This is a genomic window from Chryseobacterium sp. II3a (genome assembly GCF_057815135.1).
The window spans coordinates 16,771-33,313 of record NZ_JBYPZJ010000007.1; the positions used below are offsets into that span (position 1 = coordinate 16,771).

Genomic DNA, 16,543 nt, shown 5'->3' on the forward strand with positions numbered 1-16,543 from the left:
AAACTTTTAATTTTCAAATTAAAACTATATTTCTTATTTTTGACCAATGGAAAATTTTATAGTATCTGCAAGAAAATATCGTCCTCAGGAGTTTGACACAGTGGTAGGACAATCCCATATTACGGATACTTTAGAACATGCAATTGAAGAAAGCCAGCTTGCTCAGGCATTGCTTTTCTGTGGTCCTCGTGGTGTGGGTAAGACTACTTGCGCCAGAATTCTAGCAAGAAAAATCAATGAGAAAGACGGCTCCGTTTCAGAAGATGGATTTGCATATAATATCTATGAATTAGATGCTGCATCCAATAACTCTGTAGATGATATTAGGGAACTGATAGATCAGGTACGCTTTGCTCCTCAGGTTGGTAAATACAAAGTATATATTATTGACGAGGTTCATATGCTGTCTTCCGCTGCTTTCAATGCTTTTCTTAAGACGTTGGAAGAACCGCCAGCTCATGCCATTTTCATTTTGGCAACTACGGAAAAACATAAAATTATTCCAACCATTCTATCCCGTTGTCAGATTTATGATTTTAAAAGAATCATTATTGAGGACATTCAGGGACATCTTAGAAATATAGCTCAAAAAGAAAATATCCAGTACGAAGATGACGCCCTTTACCTGATTGCTCAAAAAGCTGATGGGGCATTAAGGGATGCACTTTCTATCTTTGACCGACTTTCCACATTCTCGCAGAGAAATATTACCCTGGCAAAAGCCGCAGAAGTATTAAACATCCTGGATTACGATCAATATCTGAATATTGTGGACCTTGCCAAGGAAAATAAAATTCCTGAAGTTCTTTCCGCATTTAATGAAATCGTTAAAAAAGGTTTTGATCCTCATATTTTTGTTGCCGGACTTGGAAATCACTTCAGAGACTTAATGATGGCTCAAAATGCTTCAACCATAGACTTGATTGAAGTAGGAGAGAAAACCAAAGCTAAGTTTGTAGAACAAGGTCAGAAATGGAATGCACAACAGCTTATTGATGGCATTGAGATTTGTAACCATGCGGATATTAATTATAAAAATTCCAAGAACCCAAGACTTACTGTTGAGATTGCACTAATGCAATTGGCTTCGCTGACTGCTAATTCAGACGTTACTAAAAAAAAAAATTCCTGATACTGGCTCCGTTTCTCAATGAGAAACAGGAGGTGAAAATCCCTGAAAAAGTTCAGGAGAAAAAAGAAGTCGTTAAGACAGAGCCCACTGTACAGGCAGAACCTGTGCAGGCTGCTGTGATTAATAAAACTACAAAGCCTTTATCCAGACCGGGAGTTTCTTCAGGCTTCAGTATCAATTCGTTCTTAAATAAAGAAGAGAAAACTGAAGTAGCAGAAGATGTTGCCGTGAGGACCGATCATCTTCCAAAAAATCATTTTACAGATACAGATCTTCAGGCAGAGTGGAAAATTATGCTTAAGCATCTGCAGATAAAAAACAATTTTGTTTTTAATGCAGTAAAAACATTCAAACTGGAGAAAAAAGCGGAGAATAAGATCAAGGTTTTATTCCCTTCCGATTCTGCAAAAGTAGAATTTGATAAAATAAGTGGAGAATTTTTTAATCATTTCAGAAGAAAAGTTCAGAATTATTCCATTGAGGTAGAATACGTGAGAGACGTTGAAAATCTGAAGATTGAGGTGGTTACCAAAAGAAAAATTTACGAGAAGTTTATCGAAAAAAATCCACTTTTGAAAGATCTTGATGATTTAATGAAGTTTGATTTGACATAATTTTTATATATTTGTCAAAGTTTTCTGCTGAAAATAACTTTTCAACAAAAACAAATTATAGTAAGAAACGCTAAAACAAAGACATTTCCAGAACAAAATGGAAAAATTATCTAACACATATCTGTCTTTCTTTGCACCCGCTAATTATTTTAGCGGTTATTTTAGTTTTTCTGCTTCTTATTTTAGAAATTTTAGAACGTATTACCGATTTTATTGGTACTGTTAATAAAATTTCTTTCCAAAAAATACAGGAGAAGTAGAGCCCTTTCATTTTCCTGATTCCTTTAAACAATTTTTGAACGGCATTTTTTGAAAAGAATTATAAATTAAATTTTATAATCAAAGGGCTATTGCTGTGAACTTAACAAAAAATATAAAAACAATAAAATTTAGAATATGAATTTAAAAGATTTAAAAAACGAGTGGATTGATGGGCTTACACAACCATTAATGATCGCAGGACCATGTAGTGCAGAAAGTGAGGCTCAGATGCTTGAAACCGCCAGAAGAATTAAAGAATCTAATGCTCAGGTATCGGTATTCCGTGCAGGAATTTGGAAACCTAGGACGAAGCCTAATGGATTTGAAGGAGTAGGAGTGATCGGTTTGAACTGGCTAAAAAAAGTAAAAGAAGAATATGGTTTTAAAACTGCAACTGAGGTCGCTAATGCTCACCATGTATTTGCAGCACTAGAAGCAGATGTAGATGTCCTTTGGATTGGAGCTCGTTCCACTGTAAACCCTTTCACGGTACAGGAAATTGCAATGGCTTTAAGAGGTACAGATAAGCCGGTATTCGTTAAAAATCCTGTAAACCCAGATCTTGCCTTATGGGCTGGAGCGCTGGAAAGACTTTTAGGTCAGGATATTAAAAACCTGGGAGTGATTCACAGAGGGTTCTCAACATACCAAAAAACAAAATACAGAAATAACCCTAACTGGCAGATTGCCCTTGATTTCAAAAGCCAGTTCCCTAATATTCCAATGCTGATTGATCCTTCTCACATTTGTGGAAACAGAACAGGCTTGGCAGATATTACCCAGGAAGCGCTTAACGTGGGTTACCAGGGAGCTATTATCGAAACACACTCTAATCCTGATGAAGCATGGAGTGATGCTGCACAGCAGATTACGCCTGAAGTATTGGCAGAATTGATTGGAAACTTAAAAGTAAGAAGTACAAACCTTGCCGGCTTCGAAGGGGAAATGGGAAGACACAGAACTCTGATCTCTGACCTTGATTTCCAATTAATTGAACTTCTTTCTCAAAGGATGAAAATCTCAGAAAAAATCGGAAAACTTAAAAAGGAAAACGATATCGCCATCTTCCAGCCTGAACGTTGGAAAGTCATTACAGAATACGCTACTCAAAAAGCAAAAGAAACAGGAATGTCTCAGGACTTTATTGAAAAAGTATTCAAAGCGATTCACGAAGAATCTATTGAAGTTCAGAATAATATCATGATTGATAAGAAATAAATCGAAGATATCAGGTAATAGGAGTGGGGCTTAGGGAAAAAGAATTTAGGAAATCGGAACATTTGTTTTCTCCTATATTCTCAACCCTAAGCCCTAATTCCTTATATTTGCACCATATTATCTATGAAAGGAAAAATCATTAAATCTACAGGCAGTTGGTACCAGGTTTTGGAATTGGAAACAAATAAAATTTTCGAGGCCAGAATCAGGGGGAAATTCAAATTGATTAAAACACGACTTACCAATCCGCTTGCTGTAGGAGATTTTGTGGAATTTCAGCTCGAACAGGATGATATTGCATGGATTACTAAAATAGAACCACGCAGAAATTATCTGATCAGGAAATCTGTAAACCTTTCAAAAGAAGCACATATTATTGCTTCCAATATTGATCTTGCCTGCTTTATTTTTACTTTGAAGCATCCGGAAACCTCATTAGGTTTTTTAGATAGATTTCTGGCATGCTGTGAGGCCTACAATATAAAACCTCTAATTCTTTTTAATAAAATTGATGTTTTACATGAAGAAGAAATTGAGATTGTAAAAGAGGTTGAACTTGATTATCAGAACATTGGCTATGAGACATTGGAAATTTCATCCTATTCAAAATTAAATCTGGATCAGCTTCAGGAAATTCTGAAAGATAAAACTTCTGTATTTTTCGGCCATTCAGGATGTGGAAAATCTACTCTGGTTAATGCCTTGCAACCTGGATTAAACCTGAAGACTTCTGAAATTTCAGATACGCATTTAAAAGGAAAGCATACCACCACATTTGCACAAATGCATTTCTGGCATTTTGGCGGAAATGTTATTGATACTCCTGGAGTTCGTGAGTTTGCTATGATTGATATTGAAAAAGAAGAAGTACAACATTATTTCCCTGAAATATTCAAAAAGAGGGAAGAATGTAAGTTTCATAACTGTCTTCACATCAATGAGCCTAAATGTGCCGTATTGGATGCTCTTGAAACTGGTGAAATTCAACATTCCCGCTATGCAACCTACATAAAGCTGATGGACGAAGCTGAAGAAGCTGCTCAAAAATAATTGTAAAATATTTTTACTGATTAATAAAACCTTCATATAGTAAATACGAAGGTTTTTTCTAAACCAAACAGGTTTTAAAACCTGTTTGTTTTGTTTTTATGTTTTTAATTTTCTAATTCTGTTTATAGATTTTAGAAACCACTTTTGAAAAAAATAAAAATCAATCATTGATTCTTAAAATAACTCTACTTTTTATCATAGAAAATATATAGCATAACTCTACTTTTTGTGTCATAATATTTCGAAATTAAAAAATATTTAAAAAATATCAATTATTCCATTGATTGATTTAGAAGCAATACGATATTAATCTACTTTTATATGGTTTTTAATTTTATCAAATTATCAAAAAAATATCCGATTTTTTGCAAATAAAAAACCCAGCCGAAGCTGGGTAAAAACTAATAACCATGAAAACTCAAATTAAACATGAGAATCGTAATAGAATTAACAATTACTGTGCCAAAAGTTGGTTCACGATTTCTTAATAAAAGTTATTTTTATGTTAAAAAAAAATTAAAATAAAAATCAAAGATATTTTTTGTAATTTTGCACCATTAAAAAAATATACATTTATGTCTAACATTACATTCACTATGATTAAGCCTGATGCAGTTGCTGACGGACATATCGGTGCAATATTGGGTAAGATTGCTGAAGGAGGTTTTAAAATCAAAGCTTTAAAATTAACTCAGCTTACGGTTGCTGATGCAAAAAAATTCTATGAAGTACATGCTGAAAGACCATTTTATGGTGAATTAGTAGAATTCATGAGTTCTGGTCCTATCGTTGCTGCAGTTTTAGAAAAAGACAATGCAGTTGAAGATTTCAGAACATTAATTGGAGCTACTAATCCTGCTGAAGCAGCAGAAGGTACTATCAGAAAAATGTTTGCTAGAAGCATCGGAGAAAATGCTGTTCACGGTTCAGATTCTGACGAGAATGCATTAATCGAAGCTCAGTTCCATTTTTCAGGAAGAGAGATTTTCTAAGAAAATTTCTTACAAAATAAAAGATCCGGAGAATAATTTTCTCCGGATTTTGTGTTTATATGAGCTCTTATTTTGAGCTTTAATTAAAGGTTGTTTTCAATAGCTCCTACATTTTCTCTGTATAACTCAATAGGTTTATTCAGCAAAACAGCTAAGACAGTCATCTGTTTATCCAGTCTTTCTTTGGGAATATCAATGTAAATAATTCCTGGGCGGTCACTCCAGTATAGTTTATTGTAAATCGTGTGAGTAAGCATGCTGCCATCACCCACGATTCGTACTCTGGAAACATCATTTTTTATTCCTTTTAGAGCAATAGGGCCGGTAGGGGCTCCTTCTATAAAAAGATAAAGGGTTTGCTTGTCTTTTGATAATGCACTCATTCCAGAGAAGTGTCCCTCTGGTAATCCTTTTCCTGTTTCAAATAAAGCTTCAGAATGTTTGCTTATCCATTGCAGGGTTTCTGGATTTGTTTGAGGTGTTTTTTTAATTTTCATATCAAGACCATCATGAGTTAGACCATCATGTGTCAATAAATTATGATTATAGTGCAGGGCATTAGCTATATTGTAAACCGCCTCCTGTGTATTTTGAAGTTCTAGTATTCGGGTAAGAGATTGTTCTTCCTTCTTAAAATCTTTCAGAAATGTAGGTGGATTCTCAAAAGTAACTTCTACTACAGTAACATCTTTATCAAATTTTACATTGGAAAAGTTTAAAGTCAGTGTTTTTTCAGCATTATAATCTGCTGTAACAACAGCGGTAGGATCTCCAATGATTTTTGCCGAAAGAGGCTTTGTTGCCAATCCATAGATTTTTGTAAAATTTTTGGCCTCATCAAGATAAAGAAATAATGATTTTTTAGAAGTTGATAAAGATGATTTCCCTTTGTAATTATCAAAAGGGATTCCGCGTGTTGTTTCGTAGACAGCATGGTGATTTTTGGAGGTCCAGCGTCCAAGGTTTTTAAGAATCTCAATCTGTTCATCCGGAATGGTGCCGTCTGATTTCGGACCGATATCAAGCAAAAGATTTCCACCCATGCTGATCACATCTGCTAATGTTCTTACGATCATATTCGGGGTCTTATATTTTTTATCATAAGGCTGGTATCCCCAGGAGTCATTCATCGTGTAGCAAAGCTCCCAATAAGGGTTTTGTGGAGGTATTACCGGAATACCTTGTTCAGGAGTGTCATAGTCTCCATGATTATTGAGTCTTGAATTGATGATAATATTAGGATTGTATTTTTTAAGTATACTTAATGTTTGAGAGGCCTTCCATTCCTCAGAAGTGTGCTCCCAGTCCCCATCAAACCAAATTAGATCCGGAGAGTATTGAGTGGAAAGCTCATTAAGCTGTCTTTGGTAATAGCTGGTGAAATTCTGCCAGCGTGTGGGATCATTTTTTATTTCGTAACGCTTTTTTGTCCGGGTATTGATGTCATAATACGGATGGCTCCAGTCTGGCAATGAGAAATAAAGACCTGTTTTTAATCCTGACTTTTTCAGTGCGGAAATAAAAGGAGTGAGAACGTCTTTTTGGGCCAGAGCGTTTTGGGGAATACTTATCGCTTTTTCTGCTTTTGTGTTCCAGAGTGAAACTCCATCATGATGTTTTGTGGTAATAACAGCATATTTTGCTCCGGATTTCTTAATGAGGTCCACCCATTGCTGTGGCTGATATTCTGAAGCTGAAAAACCATTCAGCTGTTTCATATAATTTTCGTAATTAATATAATTATTGAAGAATGACCAGGATTCGGAGATTCCGTTAACAGAGTAGATTCCCCAATGAATAAAAATACCCAGTTTTGCATTTTTAAACCATTCCATTTTTTTGCTGTTGTCAACTGTTTGAGCCTGAGCATTGATACTCTGTGCAGAGAATATCAACCCAAGGAAAACAGCTTTAATCAGACGGCTTTTCATATATAGATTTATTTTAACTTTAAATATAAATAAAGAAAATAGTATAGTGTAAAATAGTTTCTGATATTTACTAAGAATTGTTGTTAAAACGTTTCTTATTATTGTATTTTTATAAATGGAACATTTATTGTAATTTTTTTCTAAAAAAGCATTATGAAAATCCCAACATTATTAATGGCGAGTTTATTAGCAGTAGGAGTTTCAGCACAAACTACAAAGCCTGCAGCAAATACCAAAAAGCCAGTGAAGAAAGTTAAAAAGGTTGCTCCAGCTCCAGAAAGCCCAGAAAAACCTAAACCGACGACGCCTAAAGCTATTGTTAAAAAAGATACTGTGAAGATGAGTCATTTTTCTTGTCCAGCCTGTGGAATGGGATAGAATATGAGAAAGCCACTGCTAGGATTATCTATGACGGCAGAAGCAGAGTTTATTTCTGCTATTATGCCTTTATTACAAAGCAATTCTGTTGAAGTGCTTGAATGGTCATTTGATACATTCTACAATATAGAAGAACCTGTTTGGCTTGGTGATCTTCTCAATTTTTATGCTGAAAATAATCGTTTGATTGGCCATGGAGTGTATTATTCTTTATTTGATGCCCAATGGACCGAAAGACAGGAGATGTGGCTGAGCCAATTAAAACAAGAGTTTAAAAAAAGAAAATATAACCATATTACGGAACATTTCGGTTTTATGAATACCGAAAATTTTCATCAGGGAGTACCGTTACCTGTTTCTTTACACTCAAAAACATTAGAGATTGGGAAAGATAGGCTTCACAGGTTACAGGATGCAGTACAGGTTCCTGTTGGGATAGAAAATCTTGCCTTTTCATTTTCATTGGATGATGTAATGGAACAAGGAGTGTTTCTTGATCAATTGACAGAGGATGTGGATGGGTTCCTGATTCTTGATCTTCACAATATCTATTGCCAGTCCTGTAATTTTGAAGTGGAAATGCAGGATATTATGAAGCTGTATCCTTTGAATAAAGTTCGAGAAATTCATCTGTCAGGAGGGAGCTGGCAGGAAAGTGCTTACGGGAAGAAACCGGTGCGGAGAGATACGCATGATGATTCAATTCCTGAAGAGATACTGCTGATATTGCCTTCAGTATTATCCCAATGTGAAAATCTGGAATATATGATCATTGAAAGATTGGGACACACGATTAATACAGAAGAGAAAAGAAAATGTTTTCTGGATGATTTTGATAAAGTCAGGACACTGATTGATTCATCAGATCTGGAAATTCAAAATAGAAATCCCTGGAGTAAGAGGGAAGTTCAATTCCCCCGAAAACCTTTAGAAGATATGGCTTTACATGAAGAGCAGACATTGCTGACAAGGCTTTTGTTTGACAGCGTTGAGGCTGCATCTATTCAAAATCATGAATTTCACTATTTCAAAACAGAGAACTGGGATCCGGAAATGATTCTTACTGCTCAGAACATCATTAAAAAATGGAATCCTTATTAAATGATGATCCTCTAATAACCACAAATCAATTATATGAAAATGACAACTGTATTATTAATCATCATAGCTGTACTTACAGCACTTATTGCAGGACTTTTTTACGCTTATTCATGTTCTGTAGTGCTTGGGTTAGGAAAGCTGTCAGATGTTGAATATTTGAAGGCAATGCAGAATATCAATCGTGAAATTCTGAATCCTGTCTTTTTTGCAAGTTTTATGGGGACTGCAATTCTTCTTCCGGTGTCTACATTCTTTCTTCGTGGAGAACAGCCCGTTTTTATGTTTCTTTTATTAGCAGCATTAGCTTATTTGATAGGTGTTTTTGGAGTTACAGTAGTAGGAAATGTTCCTATGAATGATCAGCTTGATCAATTTGATATCTCCGGAGCTGCTACTGAGGCTATTAAACAAATGCGTGAGAATTTTGAAGCAAGATGGAATTTCCTGAATAATGTAAGAACTGTTTTTTCGGTAATCAGTATTACATTGACAATTTGTGCTTGTATTTGGCATAAAGAAGTATAGAGAGATACGTAATAAGTGAAACTACTCAGCTATAAATTCCGTATTTCTACGGATTGACTGGAATTAATTTTATATGGAAATTTGTGTTGTTAGTAAGAAGGAATTAAACATCTAAGAATTTTGGAAAAAAATTAATAACCAGGACGACTCAAATTCAAACTGAAAAAGGCAGCTCCATCGGAACTGCCTTTTGCTTATCTAAACTTATATCTTTTTAGATTTTCAAAAGTTCAATAGTCCTTTCCGGGCTTTCAGCAGAGAATACTGCATTTCCGGCAACCAAAACATCTGCTCCGGCTTCGAAAAGTTTAGAAGCATTGTCAAGGTTTACCCCTCCGTCTACTTCAATAAGAGCGGTAGAGTTATTGCTCAGGATAAGATCTTTAGTTTCAGCAATTTTCTTGTAGGTGTTCTCAATGAATTTCTGTCCTCCAAATCCTGGATTTACACTCATTAATAATACAAGATCTACATCTGCAATAATATCTTCAAGCATTAAAACAGGAGTGGAAGGATTTAGGACAACGCCGGCTTTTACTCCTTTGCTTTGGATATGGTGGATTGTTCTGTGAAGGTGGGTACATGCTTCATAATGAACAGATATAAGGTCTGCACCATGGTTGATGAATTCATCAACATATTTTTCAGGCTCTACAATCATTAAGTGAACATCCACGAATTTTTTAGCGTGCTGCTGAACGGTTTTCATTACCGGAAAACCAAATGAAATGTTCGGGACGAATCTGCCATCCATTACATCAATATGGAACCAGTCTGCCTGAGAATTGTTTAACATTTCAATATCTCTTTGCAGGTTCCCAAAGTCTGCAGATAAAAGGGATGGAGCAATAAGCTTCGTTTTCATTTTTACTTTTTATACTTTTACTTAGATTTCTCTCTTTTAAAATGGATTATCAACCAGAATATGATATAGGAAAATACCTCCAAATATAATGCTCTCTATGATAGTCAATTTGATATGATTGATTTTAATCACCAATAATCTGTCAATTATAAATAATCCTAAAGGTACAATACTGATAATTAATAACATTTCAAGAATCATATTGTAGGGCGATCCTATTTTGGGTGGATCAAACAGTTTATATATACTTAAAAATGCTATATAAATAAAAAAAAGAGCACTTAAAATAGATATGAACGTCGGACTACATGATAAAAAAAAGGTTTCATCTTAATGATACTTCAGTTTCATTTCCGGTTTAATCTCCAGAACGGTTTCGTAGATCAATTTAATAACATTGGCTACATCTTCTTTAGATACCATTTCAACCGTTGTATGCATATAGCGCAAAGGTAAGGAAATTAGAGCACTTGGCACACCGCCGTTAGAATGTGCAAAAGCATCAGTATCTGTTCCTGTTGCTCTGCTTGCTGCAGCCCTTTGATAAGGAATCTTCTTTGTTTTTGCGGTGTCAATAATTAGCTCTCTGATGGTATGATGAACGCTTGGTGCAAAGAATACTACCGGTCCATTACCGCATTTCTGGTCTCCTTCTTTTTTCTTTTCAATCATTGGAGTGGTAGTATCATGCGTTACGTCAGTTACAATGGCAATATTAGGTTTGATGGTATCAGCAATCATATCAGCACCGTATAACCCAACTTCTTCCTGTACAGAATTGGTAATATAAAGACCAAATGGAATAGATTTTTTGTTTTCTTTTAGAAGCCTTGCTACTTCAGCAATCATAAAACCACCGATTCTGTTATCAAGAGCTCTGCAAACAAAATATCGGTCATTCATTTCGAAGAATTCATCAGGGTAGGTGATCATACACCCTACAAAAATTCCCATGTCTTCTACTTCTTTTTTGGAAATAGCACCACAGTCGATAAAGATATTTTCGATTTTTGGAGTAGGTTCGTCCTGATTACTTCTGGTATGAATGGCAGGCCATCCGAATACGCCTTTTACAATTCCGTTTTCTCCATGAATGTGTACTACTTTTGATGGAGCAATGGTCTGATCTGAGCCTCCGTTTCTGATTACATAAATCAATCCATCATCCGTAATATAATTAACATACCAGGAAATTTCATCAGCATGAGCTTCAATCACTACTTTGAATTCTGCTTCAGGATTGATGATCCCATAGCATGTTCCGTAATGATCCACTTCAATCTTGTCTACATAAGGTCTGATGTAATCCATCCAGACCTCTTGTCCCTTATGTTCGTAACCTGTTGGTGATGAGGTGTTTAAATATTTTTCTAAAAATTTTAAAGATTTCTTTTCAAATTTCATAAAAAGGAATGATTTTTGCGTTTAATTTTTGTTCTTATAAGTGTAAAAATAATGAATTTTAGTAAGATTATCTGTCTTTTTATGTTCTTTTTTGGAGCCGGTGTTTATGGGCAGGAAGATACTGTGGTGGCAAAACCGCTGAATCAATACCCCGCTGAGTCTTTGAAAGTAGATGAATTTGGCAATAAGTATTATTATGACGAACAGCAGAAAGTTAAGATCTATGAAGTAAATGGAGAGCCTGTAGTAGTAATGGATGAACTGGTTTTAGTGAATAAACCAAGGTTTAATAATCAATTAGATAAAAACTATTATTATTTCTTAAACAAGAAGCTATATAGGGTGTATCCGTTATTTGTAACTGCATTACAACAATACAGAGATATCCAGGTAGACATGACTGACATGGATAATAAAGCCAAAAGAAAGTTCATCAGAGAAAGACAAAATATGCTTGCTGATCAATATGAAAAGCAATTAAGAGATCTTACCACTACCGAAGGACAAGTTTTTGCAAAGCTGATGAATAGAGCAACCGGCAAAAATGTATATGAAATCATTAAAGAGATGAGAGGTGGATTTAGTGCCTTTTGGTGGAATCTGAAAGGAAAGATGGCAGATATTGATTTAAAAGAACGATATGATCCTCATAAAAACAGAACTGACGAATTTGTAGAATCATTACTGCAGTCTAATTGGAATTCAGGGTATCTGAAGCCATATCCGGGAGCAACTGATTTTAAAGTAAAGAAGTAAATAAATAATATAAAAATTCCTGTAAGCTCGCTTACAGGAATTTTTCTTTTAATTTATCGAAAACGATTTTATCTATAGGAAGAGGGAAAGGATTATCGGGTCTGTCAATATCCATCCATTCCGTCTTTTCAATACAAGGATCCATAATAAGGAATTCATTCTCGTCCACAATATTTACAATATAATATATGGTAAGAAGCTGTTCGTTTTCTCTGAAGCGCGAAACAAGAAAATTTTCCTGAGTGTAGAAGTGTTCTACAATATCTATTTTCACATTCAGCTCTTCATCAAATTCACGATGCAGGCATTCCAGTGTTCCTTCACCATATTCCAATCCACCACCCGGAAATTTCACTAGAGGTTCGCCGGCATATTCTTCAAATAAGGTGAGTACTTTTTTATCTTTTACTGCACAGCCATACACTCTAATGTTGATCTTGTCTATCATATATATAATGTATAATATTTTGTATAGCTAAGGTAAGAAATTTTTATGAGGCATATATTGATGAAGAATGAAAATGTAATTTCGCTAATGTGTATTTTACTTTATTAAAGCTTGATCGCGTTAATCATTTCTCTTTTCCCCGGGGGTCCCTGTTTTTTCTCAACCTGAAAGTTTAGTTCCTGAAGGATTCTTCTTACACTTCCTTTAGAAGAGTAGGTTGTTAATAATCCGTTAATGGCCATTTTGTCAGATACCAGTTCGAATAATGGTTTTTCCCAAAGGTCTGGTTGTACTCTTGCCCCAAAACAGTCGAAATAAACAAGGTTGATTTTAGGAAGGTCTATATCCTTTAGATCAAAAAAGTCACATTCTATCTTTTTAAGATTGAATCCACTAATGATTTCTACTGACTTTTCCCAATCTGCCAGATGAATTTTCTGATAAATATTTTTGAACTCAGGGTTATCAAAAAGTTCAAAGTAGGCTAAATCCTTAACTTCGGATTCATTTATGGGGTATTTTTCGAGCGAAAAATAATTGATGACATGATTTTTGTCAGTTTTTAAATATTCATTAATTGTTACTAAAACATTCAAACCTGTTCCAAAACCTAGTTCTAAAATATTAATTTCGCAATCATTGATTAAATTTAATCCATTTTTGATAAACACGTGTTCTGCTTCTTGAAGAGCTCCGTGATGAGAATGGTAATTTTCATTTAAATCATTGATAAACAATGTTTTACTTCCGTCGTTTGTGGTCTTAATCTCTCTTTTCAAGCTATTTTTTTGTCAAATTTACTCTAAAATTTTTATATTTAGAAAATTATGTTAAATTTGTAGAACATCGTAAAAATTTTAAAAAATGATAATTCAAAAAACTGAAAACTCCAGAATTTCTACATTTGACCCTAACAATTTTTCATTTGGCGGTACTTTCATAGATCATATGATTATATGTGAGTATGAAAATGGTAAATGGGGTGATGTAAAATTAGTTCCTTACGGTCCAATACCATTTACACCTGCCATGATGGGAGTAAACTATGGACAAGCTTGTTTTGAAGGTATGAAAGCCTATAAAGACAAAGATGGGCAGGTTTTCCTTTTCAGGCCTGAAAAGAATTTTGAACGTATCAACAAGTCAGCGAAGCGTCTTGCTATGCCTGAGGTGACTGAAGAAATGTTTTTAGACGGATTGAAAGCATTAGTAGATATCGACAGAGACTGGATCCCTCAAGGTGAAGGTATGTCTTTATATATCAGACCATTGATTTTTGCTACAGAAGAAGCTTTGAAAGCAAGAGTTTCTGAAAAATATATGTTTGCTATCGTAGCAACACCTGCAAAGAGCTATTACTCAGAGCCCGTATCTGTAAAAATCTCTGATCACTATTCAAGAGCAGCAAACGGAGGAGTAGGTTCTGCTAAAGCAGCTGGTAACTATGCGGCTTCTTTCTACCCAACTCAGTTGGCTATTGAAGAAGGATACGAACAAATCATCTGGACTGATGATGCAACTCACGAGTATTTCGAAGAGAGTGGTACTATGAACGTGTTTGTAAGAATTAATGATACTATCTATACACCACCAACATCTGAGAAAATTCTTGACGGAGTTACAAGAGACAGCTTCCTTCAATTAGCTAAGAGAAGAGGAATCGAAGTAAAAGTGGAGCCAATTGCTGTAAAAACAGTTATTGAAGCCTTGAAAAATGGTTCTCTTAAAGAAGTATGGGGAGTTGGTACTGCGGTAGTAACCACTCAATTCCAGGCTTTAGGATATGAAGGTGAGAAATTAGCACTTCCAAGATTATCAGACGAAGAAAGTTATGCTGCTATCCTTAAGAAAGATTTAGTAGATCTTCAAAATAATCTTTCTGAAGATCCATTCGGATGGAGAGTCGTTGTAGATCATGCACTTGAAACAGTTTAATAGTATTTCAATATTATAGAGAGCCGGGAATTTTCCCGGCTTTTTTGTTATTCTATACTTTTAAATTTCATTCAAATCAAAAGATCGGAGTATCTTTAGTTAAATTCTAACCACAGATTGAACTGATGTACACAGATGTTTATAGATAATATTCTTCACAGGTTGTGAATATCAGTCCAATTTTCGCAGCTAGATTTTGACCATAGATGGCAACAGTGGTTTTTATATAATTTACATTAATGGTTTAAAGCTTTTGTAATTGATTCACAAAATGTGTATTTTCGCAAAAGGTTATGAAAAAATTACTCTTCATATCAGCCATAAGTTTGCTGAGCTGTAATAGAAATACACAGACTGCCCACCCTCCGGTAGGCGGTGTTTTAAGCCAGAAAGATCTGGATGTTTCTAAAAACAGAATGAAAAACCTGAATACCATCGAAAGAGGTCAGATTCAGGATTGGATTAATGGACAAAACGTAAAGTTTTATCCTACACAGCTTAATTATTGGGTTACGGTTGATGGTTTTGATCGTAGAGAAAGAAGAGTAGATAACTCTCTGATTTCCTATTCTTATGAGTTGTATGATTTTGACCAGACGAAAATCTACGACCAGCCTTTTGAAAGAAGAGATGCCAAGTTCGGGCATTTTGATGAACTGAGAGCGGTGGAGAATGCTTTGCGTTTTATACATGATGGAGAGGAAGTGACGCTTTTAGTACCATCTTCTTTGGCTTATGGAACTTTTGGAGACGAAAAGAAAATAGACAATGATATCCCATTAATCATAAAATTAAAAGCTTTATAATACATGAAATTGTTTAACAAGAATATAATTCTGGCAGCGGCAAGTGTTTCGCTGATGAGTTGTACCCCAATTTATAAAAAAATGAACGTAGACAAAGAAACTTACGAAGGTCTTAATGACGGGCTTTATGCCAATCTTCAAACTACAAAAGGTAACATGATTGTGAAGTTTGAGGACAAGAAAGCACCAGTAACTGTAGCCAACTTTATCGGTCTTGCAGAAGGGAAAATCGACAACAAAGCTAAGGCTAAAGGAGTTCCTTATTATGACGGAACTATTTTCCACAGAGTGATCAAAGATTTCATGATCCAAGGAGGTGATCCTCAGGGAACAGGAATGGGAGATCCTGGATATAAATTTGAAGATGAAAGAAATGACCTTAAACATACTGGAAAAGGTATTCTTTCTATGGCGAATTCAGGTCCAAATACAAACGGTTCTCAATTCTTCATCACTGAAGTAGCTACTCCTTGGTTAGACGGAAGACACACGATCTTCGGAAAGGTAGTAAAAGGAAATGATGTGATTGATGCTATTGCAAATGTTGAAAAAGGAGCTCAGGATAAGCCTAAAACAGATATCGTTTTAGAAAAAGTTTCTATCTTCGGTAAGGGTGATGAGTACAAAAACTACGATGCAGCGAAAACTTTCAACGAAGGAAAAGCTAAAATCGCAGAAAATAACAAAGCTTTCATTGCTAAAGAAGAAGCTGAGAAAAAGAAAAAAGAAGAAGAGTTCAAAGCAAACCAGGAAAAATTAGTTGAAAACTTAAAAGCTGGAATGCAAAAGACGGAATCAGGTCTTTACTATAAAATCACTAAAACGGCTGACGGTAAAGCTCCAAAAGCTGGTGATAACGTTTCTGTACACTATGCAGGAAAATTAGTGGATGGAACTGAATTTGATTCTTCATTCAAGAGAAACGAGCCAATCGAAATTCCAATCGGAATGGGAAGAGTAATCAAAGGATGGGATGAAGGGATTCTATTATTGAAAGAAGGTGAAACTGCTACATTATTGATCCCACCAGCAATGGGTTATGGAGAAAGAGGAGCGGGAGGAGTTATTCCACCAAACTCTTGGTTAGTTTTCGATGTTGAGCTTGTAAAAGTAAAATAATTGAATTT

General features: G+C 35.0%; 17 protein-coding genes. 12 read left to right on the plus strand and 5 right to left on the minus strand.

Going from position 1 to position 16,543, the window contains the following annotated elements; translation table 11 throughout:
* Positions 1-46 precede the first annotated feature (46 nt).
* From dnaX to AC3HD6_RS16475, 5 genes are all read left to right on the plus strand, one after another.
* Complete coding sequence (dnaX, locus tag AC3HD6_RS16455) at positions 47-1,132, plus strand: DNA polymerase III subunit gamma/tau (RefSeq protein WP_488897323.1); 1,086 nt, start codon at positions 47-49, stop codon at positions 1,130-1,132.
* 32 nt (positions 1,133-1,164) lie between these two features.
* Positions 1,165-1,746, plus strand: coding sequence for a hypothetical protein (locus AC3HD6_RS16460; protein ID WP_488897324.1), 582 nt, complete (start codon positions 1,165-1,167; stop codon positions 1,744-1,746).
* A gap of 396 nt (positions 1,747-2,142) precedes the next feature.
* Positions 2,143-3,225, plus strand: coding sequence for a chorismate mutase (locus AC3HD6_RS16465; RefSeq protein ID WP_129056561.1), 1,083 nt, complete (start codon positions 2,143-2,145; stop codon positions 3,223-3,225).
* Positions 3,226-3,348: 123 nt separating this feature from the next.
* Complete coding sequence (gene rsgA / locus AC3HD6_RS16470) at positions 3,349-4,275, plus strand: ribosome small subunit-dependent GTPase A (protein WP_488897325.1); 927 nt, start codon at positions 3,349-3,351, stop codon at positions 4,273-4,275.
* A gap of 575 nt (positions 4,276-4,850) precedes the next feature.
* Entirely contained in the window at positions 4,851-5,267 is a 417-nt protein-coding gene (locus tag AC3HD6_RS16475; protein ID WP_034687444.1) for a nucleoside-diphosphate kinase, read from the plus strand.
* 83 nt (positions 5,268-5,350) lie between these two features.
* Here the strand turns inward: AC3HD6_RS16475 and AC3HD6_RS16480 are convergent, their stop codons facing one another.
* On the minus strand, positions 5,351-7,198 hold the full coding sequence (locus AC3HD6_RS16480) for an alpha-L-fucosidase (protein ID WP_488897326.1): 1,848 nt from the start codon (positions 7,196-7,198) through the stop codon (positions 5,351-5,353).
* Between the two features lie 153 nt (positions 7,199-7,351).
* Here AC3HD6_RS16480 and chrA point away from each other — a divergent pair, with 153 nt between their 5' ends.
* From chrA to chrI, 3 genes are read left to right on the plus strand one after another with little or no spacing between them, the layout of a single operon-like run.
* Positions 7,352-7,576, plus strand: a complete 225-nt coding sequence (gene chrA / locus AC3HD6_RS16485) for an MNIO class RiPP chryseobasin precursor ChrA (RefSeq protein ID WP_068943004.1) — start codon at positions 7,352-7,354, stop codon at positions 7,574-7,576.
* Between the two features lie 3 nt (positions 7,577-7,579).
* Complete coding sequence (gene chrH, locus AC3HD6_RS16490) at positions 7,580-8,677, plus strand: MNIO family chryseobactin maturase (RefSeq protein WP_488897327.1); 1,098 nt, start codon at positions 7,580-7,582, stop codon at positions 8,675-8,677.
* Between the two features lie 33 nt (positions 8,678-8,710).
* Positions 8,711-9,202, plus strand: a complete 492-nt coding sequence (gene chrI, locus AC3HD6_RS16495; protein ID WP_488897328.1) for a chryseobasin maturation helper ChrI — start codon at positions 8,711-8,713, stop codon at positions 9,200-9,202.
* Positions 9,203-9,416: 214 nt separating this feature from the next.
* Here chrI and rpe read toward each other — a convergent pair whose 3' ends face one another.
* Positions 9,417-10,067 carry a ribulose-phosphate 3-epimerase gene (gene rpe / locus AC3HD6_RS16500; protein WP_068943007.1) on the minus strand — a complete coding sequence of 217 codons (651 nt, stop codon included), beginning with the start codon at positions 10,065-10,067 and terminating at the stop codon, positions 9,417-9,419.
* Positions 10,068-10,397: 330 nt separating this feature from the next.
* Complete coding sequence (chrP, locus tag AC3HD6_RS16505) at positions 10,398-11,471, minus strand: chryseobasin maturation metalloprotease ChrP (protein ID WP_488897329.1); 1,074 nt, start codon at positions 11,469-11,471, stop codon at positions 10,398-10,400.
* A gap of 51 nt (positions 11,472-11,522) precedes the next feature.
* Here chrP and AC3HD6_RS16510 point away from each other — a divergent pair, with 51 nt between their 5' ends.
* A complete protein-coding gene (locus AC3HD6_RS16510) occupies positions 11,523-12,227 on the plus strand; it encodes a DUF4294 domain-containing protein (RefSeq protein WP_488897330.1) in 705 nt (234 codons plus the stop codon).
* Positions 12,228-12,258: 31 nt separating this feature from the next.
* Here AC3HD6_RS16510 and AC3HD6_RS16515 read toward each other — a convergent pair whose 3' ends face one another.
* Together AC3HD6_RS16515 and mnmC2 are read right to left on the minus strand one after the other, a co-directional pair.
* Positions 12,259-12,675, minus strand: a complete 417-nt coding sequence (locus tag AC3HD6_RS16515) for an NUDIX domain-containing protein (RefSeq protein ID WP_488897331.1) — start codon at positions 12,673-12,675, stop codon at positions 12,259-12,261.
* Positions 12,676-12,779: 104 nt separating this feature from the next.
* Positions 12,780-13,454: a tRNA (5-methylaminomethyl-2-thiouridine)(34)-methyltransferase MnmC2 gene (gene mnmC2, locus AC3HD6_RS16520; protein WP_047431425.1), complete on the minus strand. Its 675-nt coding sequence runs from the start codon at positions 13,452-13,454 to the stop codon at positions 12,780-12,782.
* A gap of 85 nt (positions 13,455-13,539) precedes the next feature.
* Here mnmC2 and AC3HD6_RS16525 point away from each other — a divergent pair, with 85 nt between their 5' ends.
* The 3 genes from AC3HD6_RS16525 to AC3HD6_RS16535 all read left to right on the plus strand — a co-directional run bounded on the left by AC3HD6_RS16525 (position 13,540) and on the right by AC3HD6_RS16535 (position 16,535).
* Complete coding sequence (locus AC3HD6_RS16525) at positions 13,540-14,610, plus strand: branched-chain amino acid aminotransferase (RefSeq protein WP_488897332.1); 1,071 nt, start codon at positions 13,540-13,542, stop codon at positions 14,608-14,610.
* A 293-nt stretch (positions 14,611-14,903) separates the two neighbouring features.
* Positions 14,904-15,416, plus strand: coding sequence for an FKBP-type peptidyl-prolyl cis-trans isomerase (locus tag AC3HD6_RS16530; RefSeq protein WP_488897333.1), 513 nt, complete (start codon positions 14,904-14,906; stop codon positions 15,414-15,416).
* An 81-nt stretch (positions 15,417-15,497) separates the two neighbouring features.
* Positions 15,498-16,535 (plus strand): peptidylprolyl isomerase, encoded by a 1,038-nt coding sequence (locus AC3HD6_RS16535; RefSeq protein ID WP_488897494.1) that lies wholly within the window; start codon positions 15,498-15,500, stop codon positions 16,533-16,535.
* Positions 16,536-16,543: the final 8 nt, after the last annotated feature.

Coding starts and splice junctions, on each gene's coding strand:
- rpe (WP_068943007.1), bottom strand. CDS start 10,067: ATGAAAACGAAGCTTATTGCTCCATCCCTTTTATCTGCAGACTTTGGG.
- AC3HD6_RS16530 (WP_488897333.1), top strand. CDS start 14,904: ATGAAAAAATTACTCTTCATATCAGCCATAAGTTTGCTGAGCTGTAAT.
- AC3HD6_RS16480 (WP_488897326.1), bottom strand. CDS start 7,198: ATGAAAAGCCGTCTGATTAAAGCTGTTTTCCTTGGGTTGATATTCTCT.
- chrP (WP_488897329.1), bottom strand. CDS start 11,471: ATGAAATTTGAAAAGAAATCTTTAAAATTTTTAGAAAAATATTTAAAC.
- AC3HD6_RS16475 (WP_034687444.1), top strand. CDS start 4,851: ATGTCTAACATTACATTCACTATGATTAAGCCTGATGCAGTTGCTGAC.
- chrA (WP_068943004.1), top strand. CDS start 7,352: ATGAAAATCCCAACATTATTAATGGCGAGTTTATTAGCAGTAGGAGTT.
- AC3HD6_RS16515 (WP_488897331.1), bottom strand. CDS start 12,675: ATGATAGACAAGATCAACATTAGAGTGTATGGCTGTGCAGTAAAAGAT.
- chrH (WP_488897327.1), top strand. CDS start 7,580: ATGAGAAAGCCACTGCTAGGATTATCTATGACGGCAGAAGCAGAGTTT.
- rsgA (WP_488897325.1), top strand. CDS start 3,349: ATGAAAGGAAAAATCATTAAATCTACAGGCAGTTGGTACCAGGTTTTG.
- AC3HD6_RS16465 (WP_129056561.1), top strand. CDS start 2,143: ATGAATTTAAAAGATTTAAAAAACGAGTGGATTGATGGGCTTACACAA.
- dnaX (WP_488897323.1), top strand. CDS start 47: ATGGAAAATTTTATAGTATCTGCAAGAAAATATCGTCCTCAGGAGTTT.
- AC3HD6_RS16510 (WP_488897330.1), top strand. CDS start 11,523: ATGAATTTTAGTAAGATTATCTGTCTTTTTATGTTCTTTTTTGGAGCC.
- AC3HD6_RS16535 (WP_488897494.1), top strand. CDS start 15,498: ATGAACGTAGACAAAGAAACTTACGAAGGTCTTAATGACGGGCTTTAT.
- AC3HD6_RS16525 (WP_488897332.1), top strand. CDS start 13,540: ATGATAATTCAAAAAACTGAAAACTCCAGAATTTCTACATTTGACCCT.
- chrI (WP_488897328.1), top strand. CDS start 8,711: ATGAAAATGACAACTGTATTATTAATCATCATAGCTGTACTTACAGCA.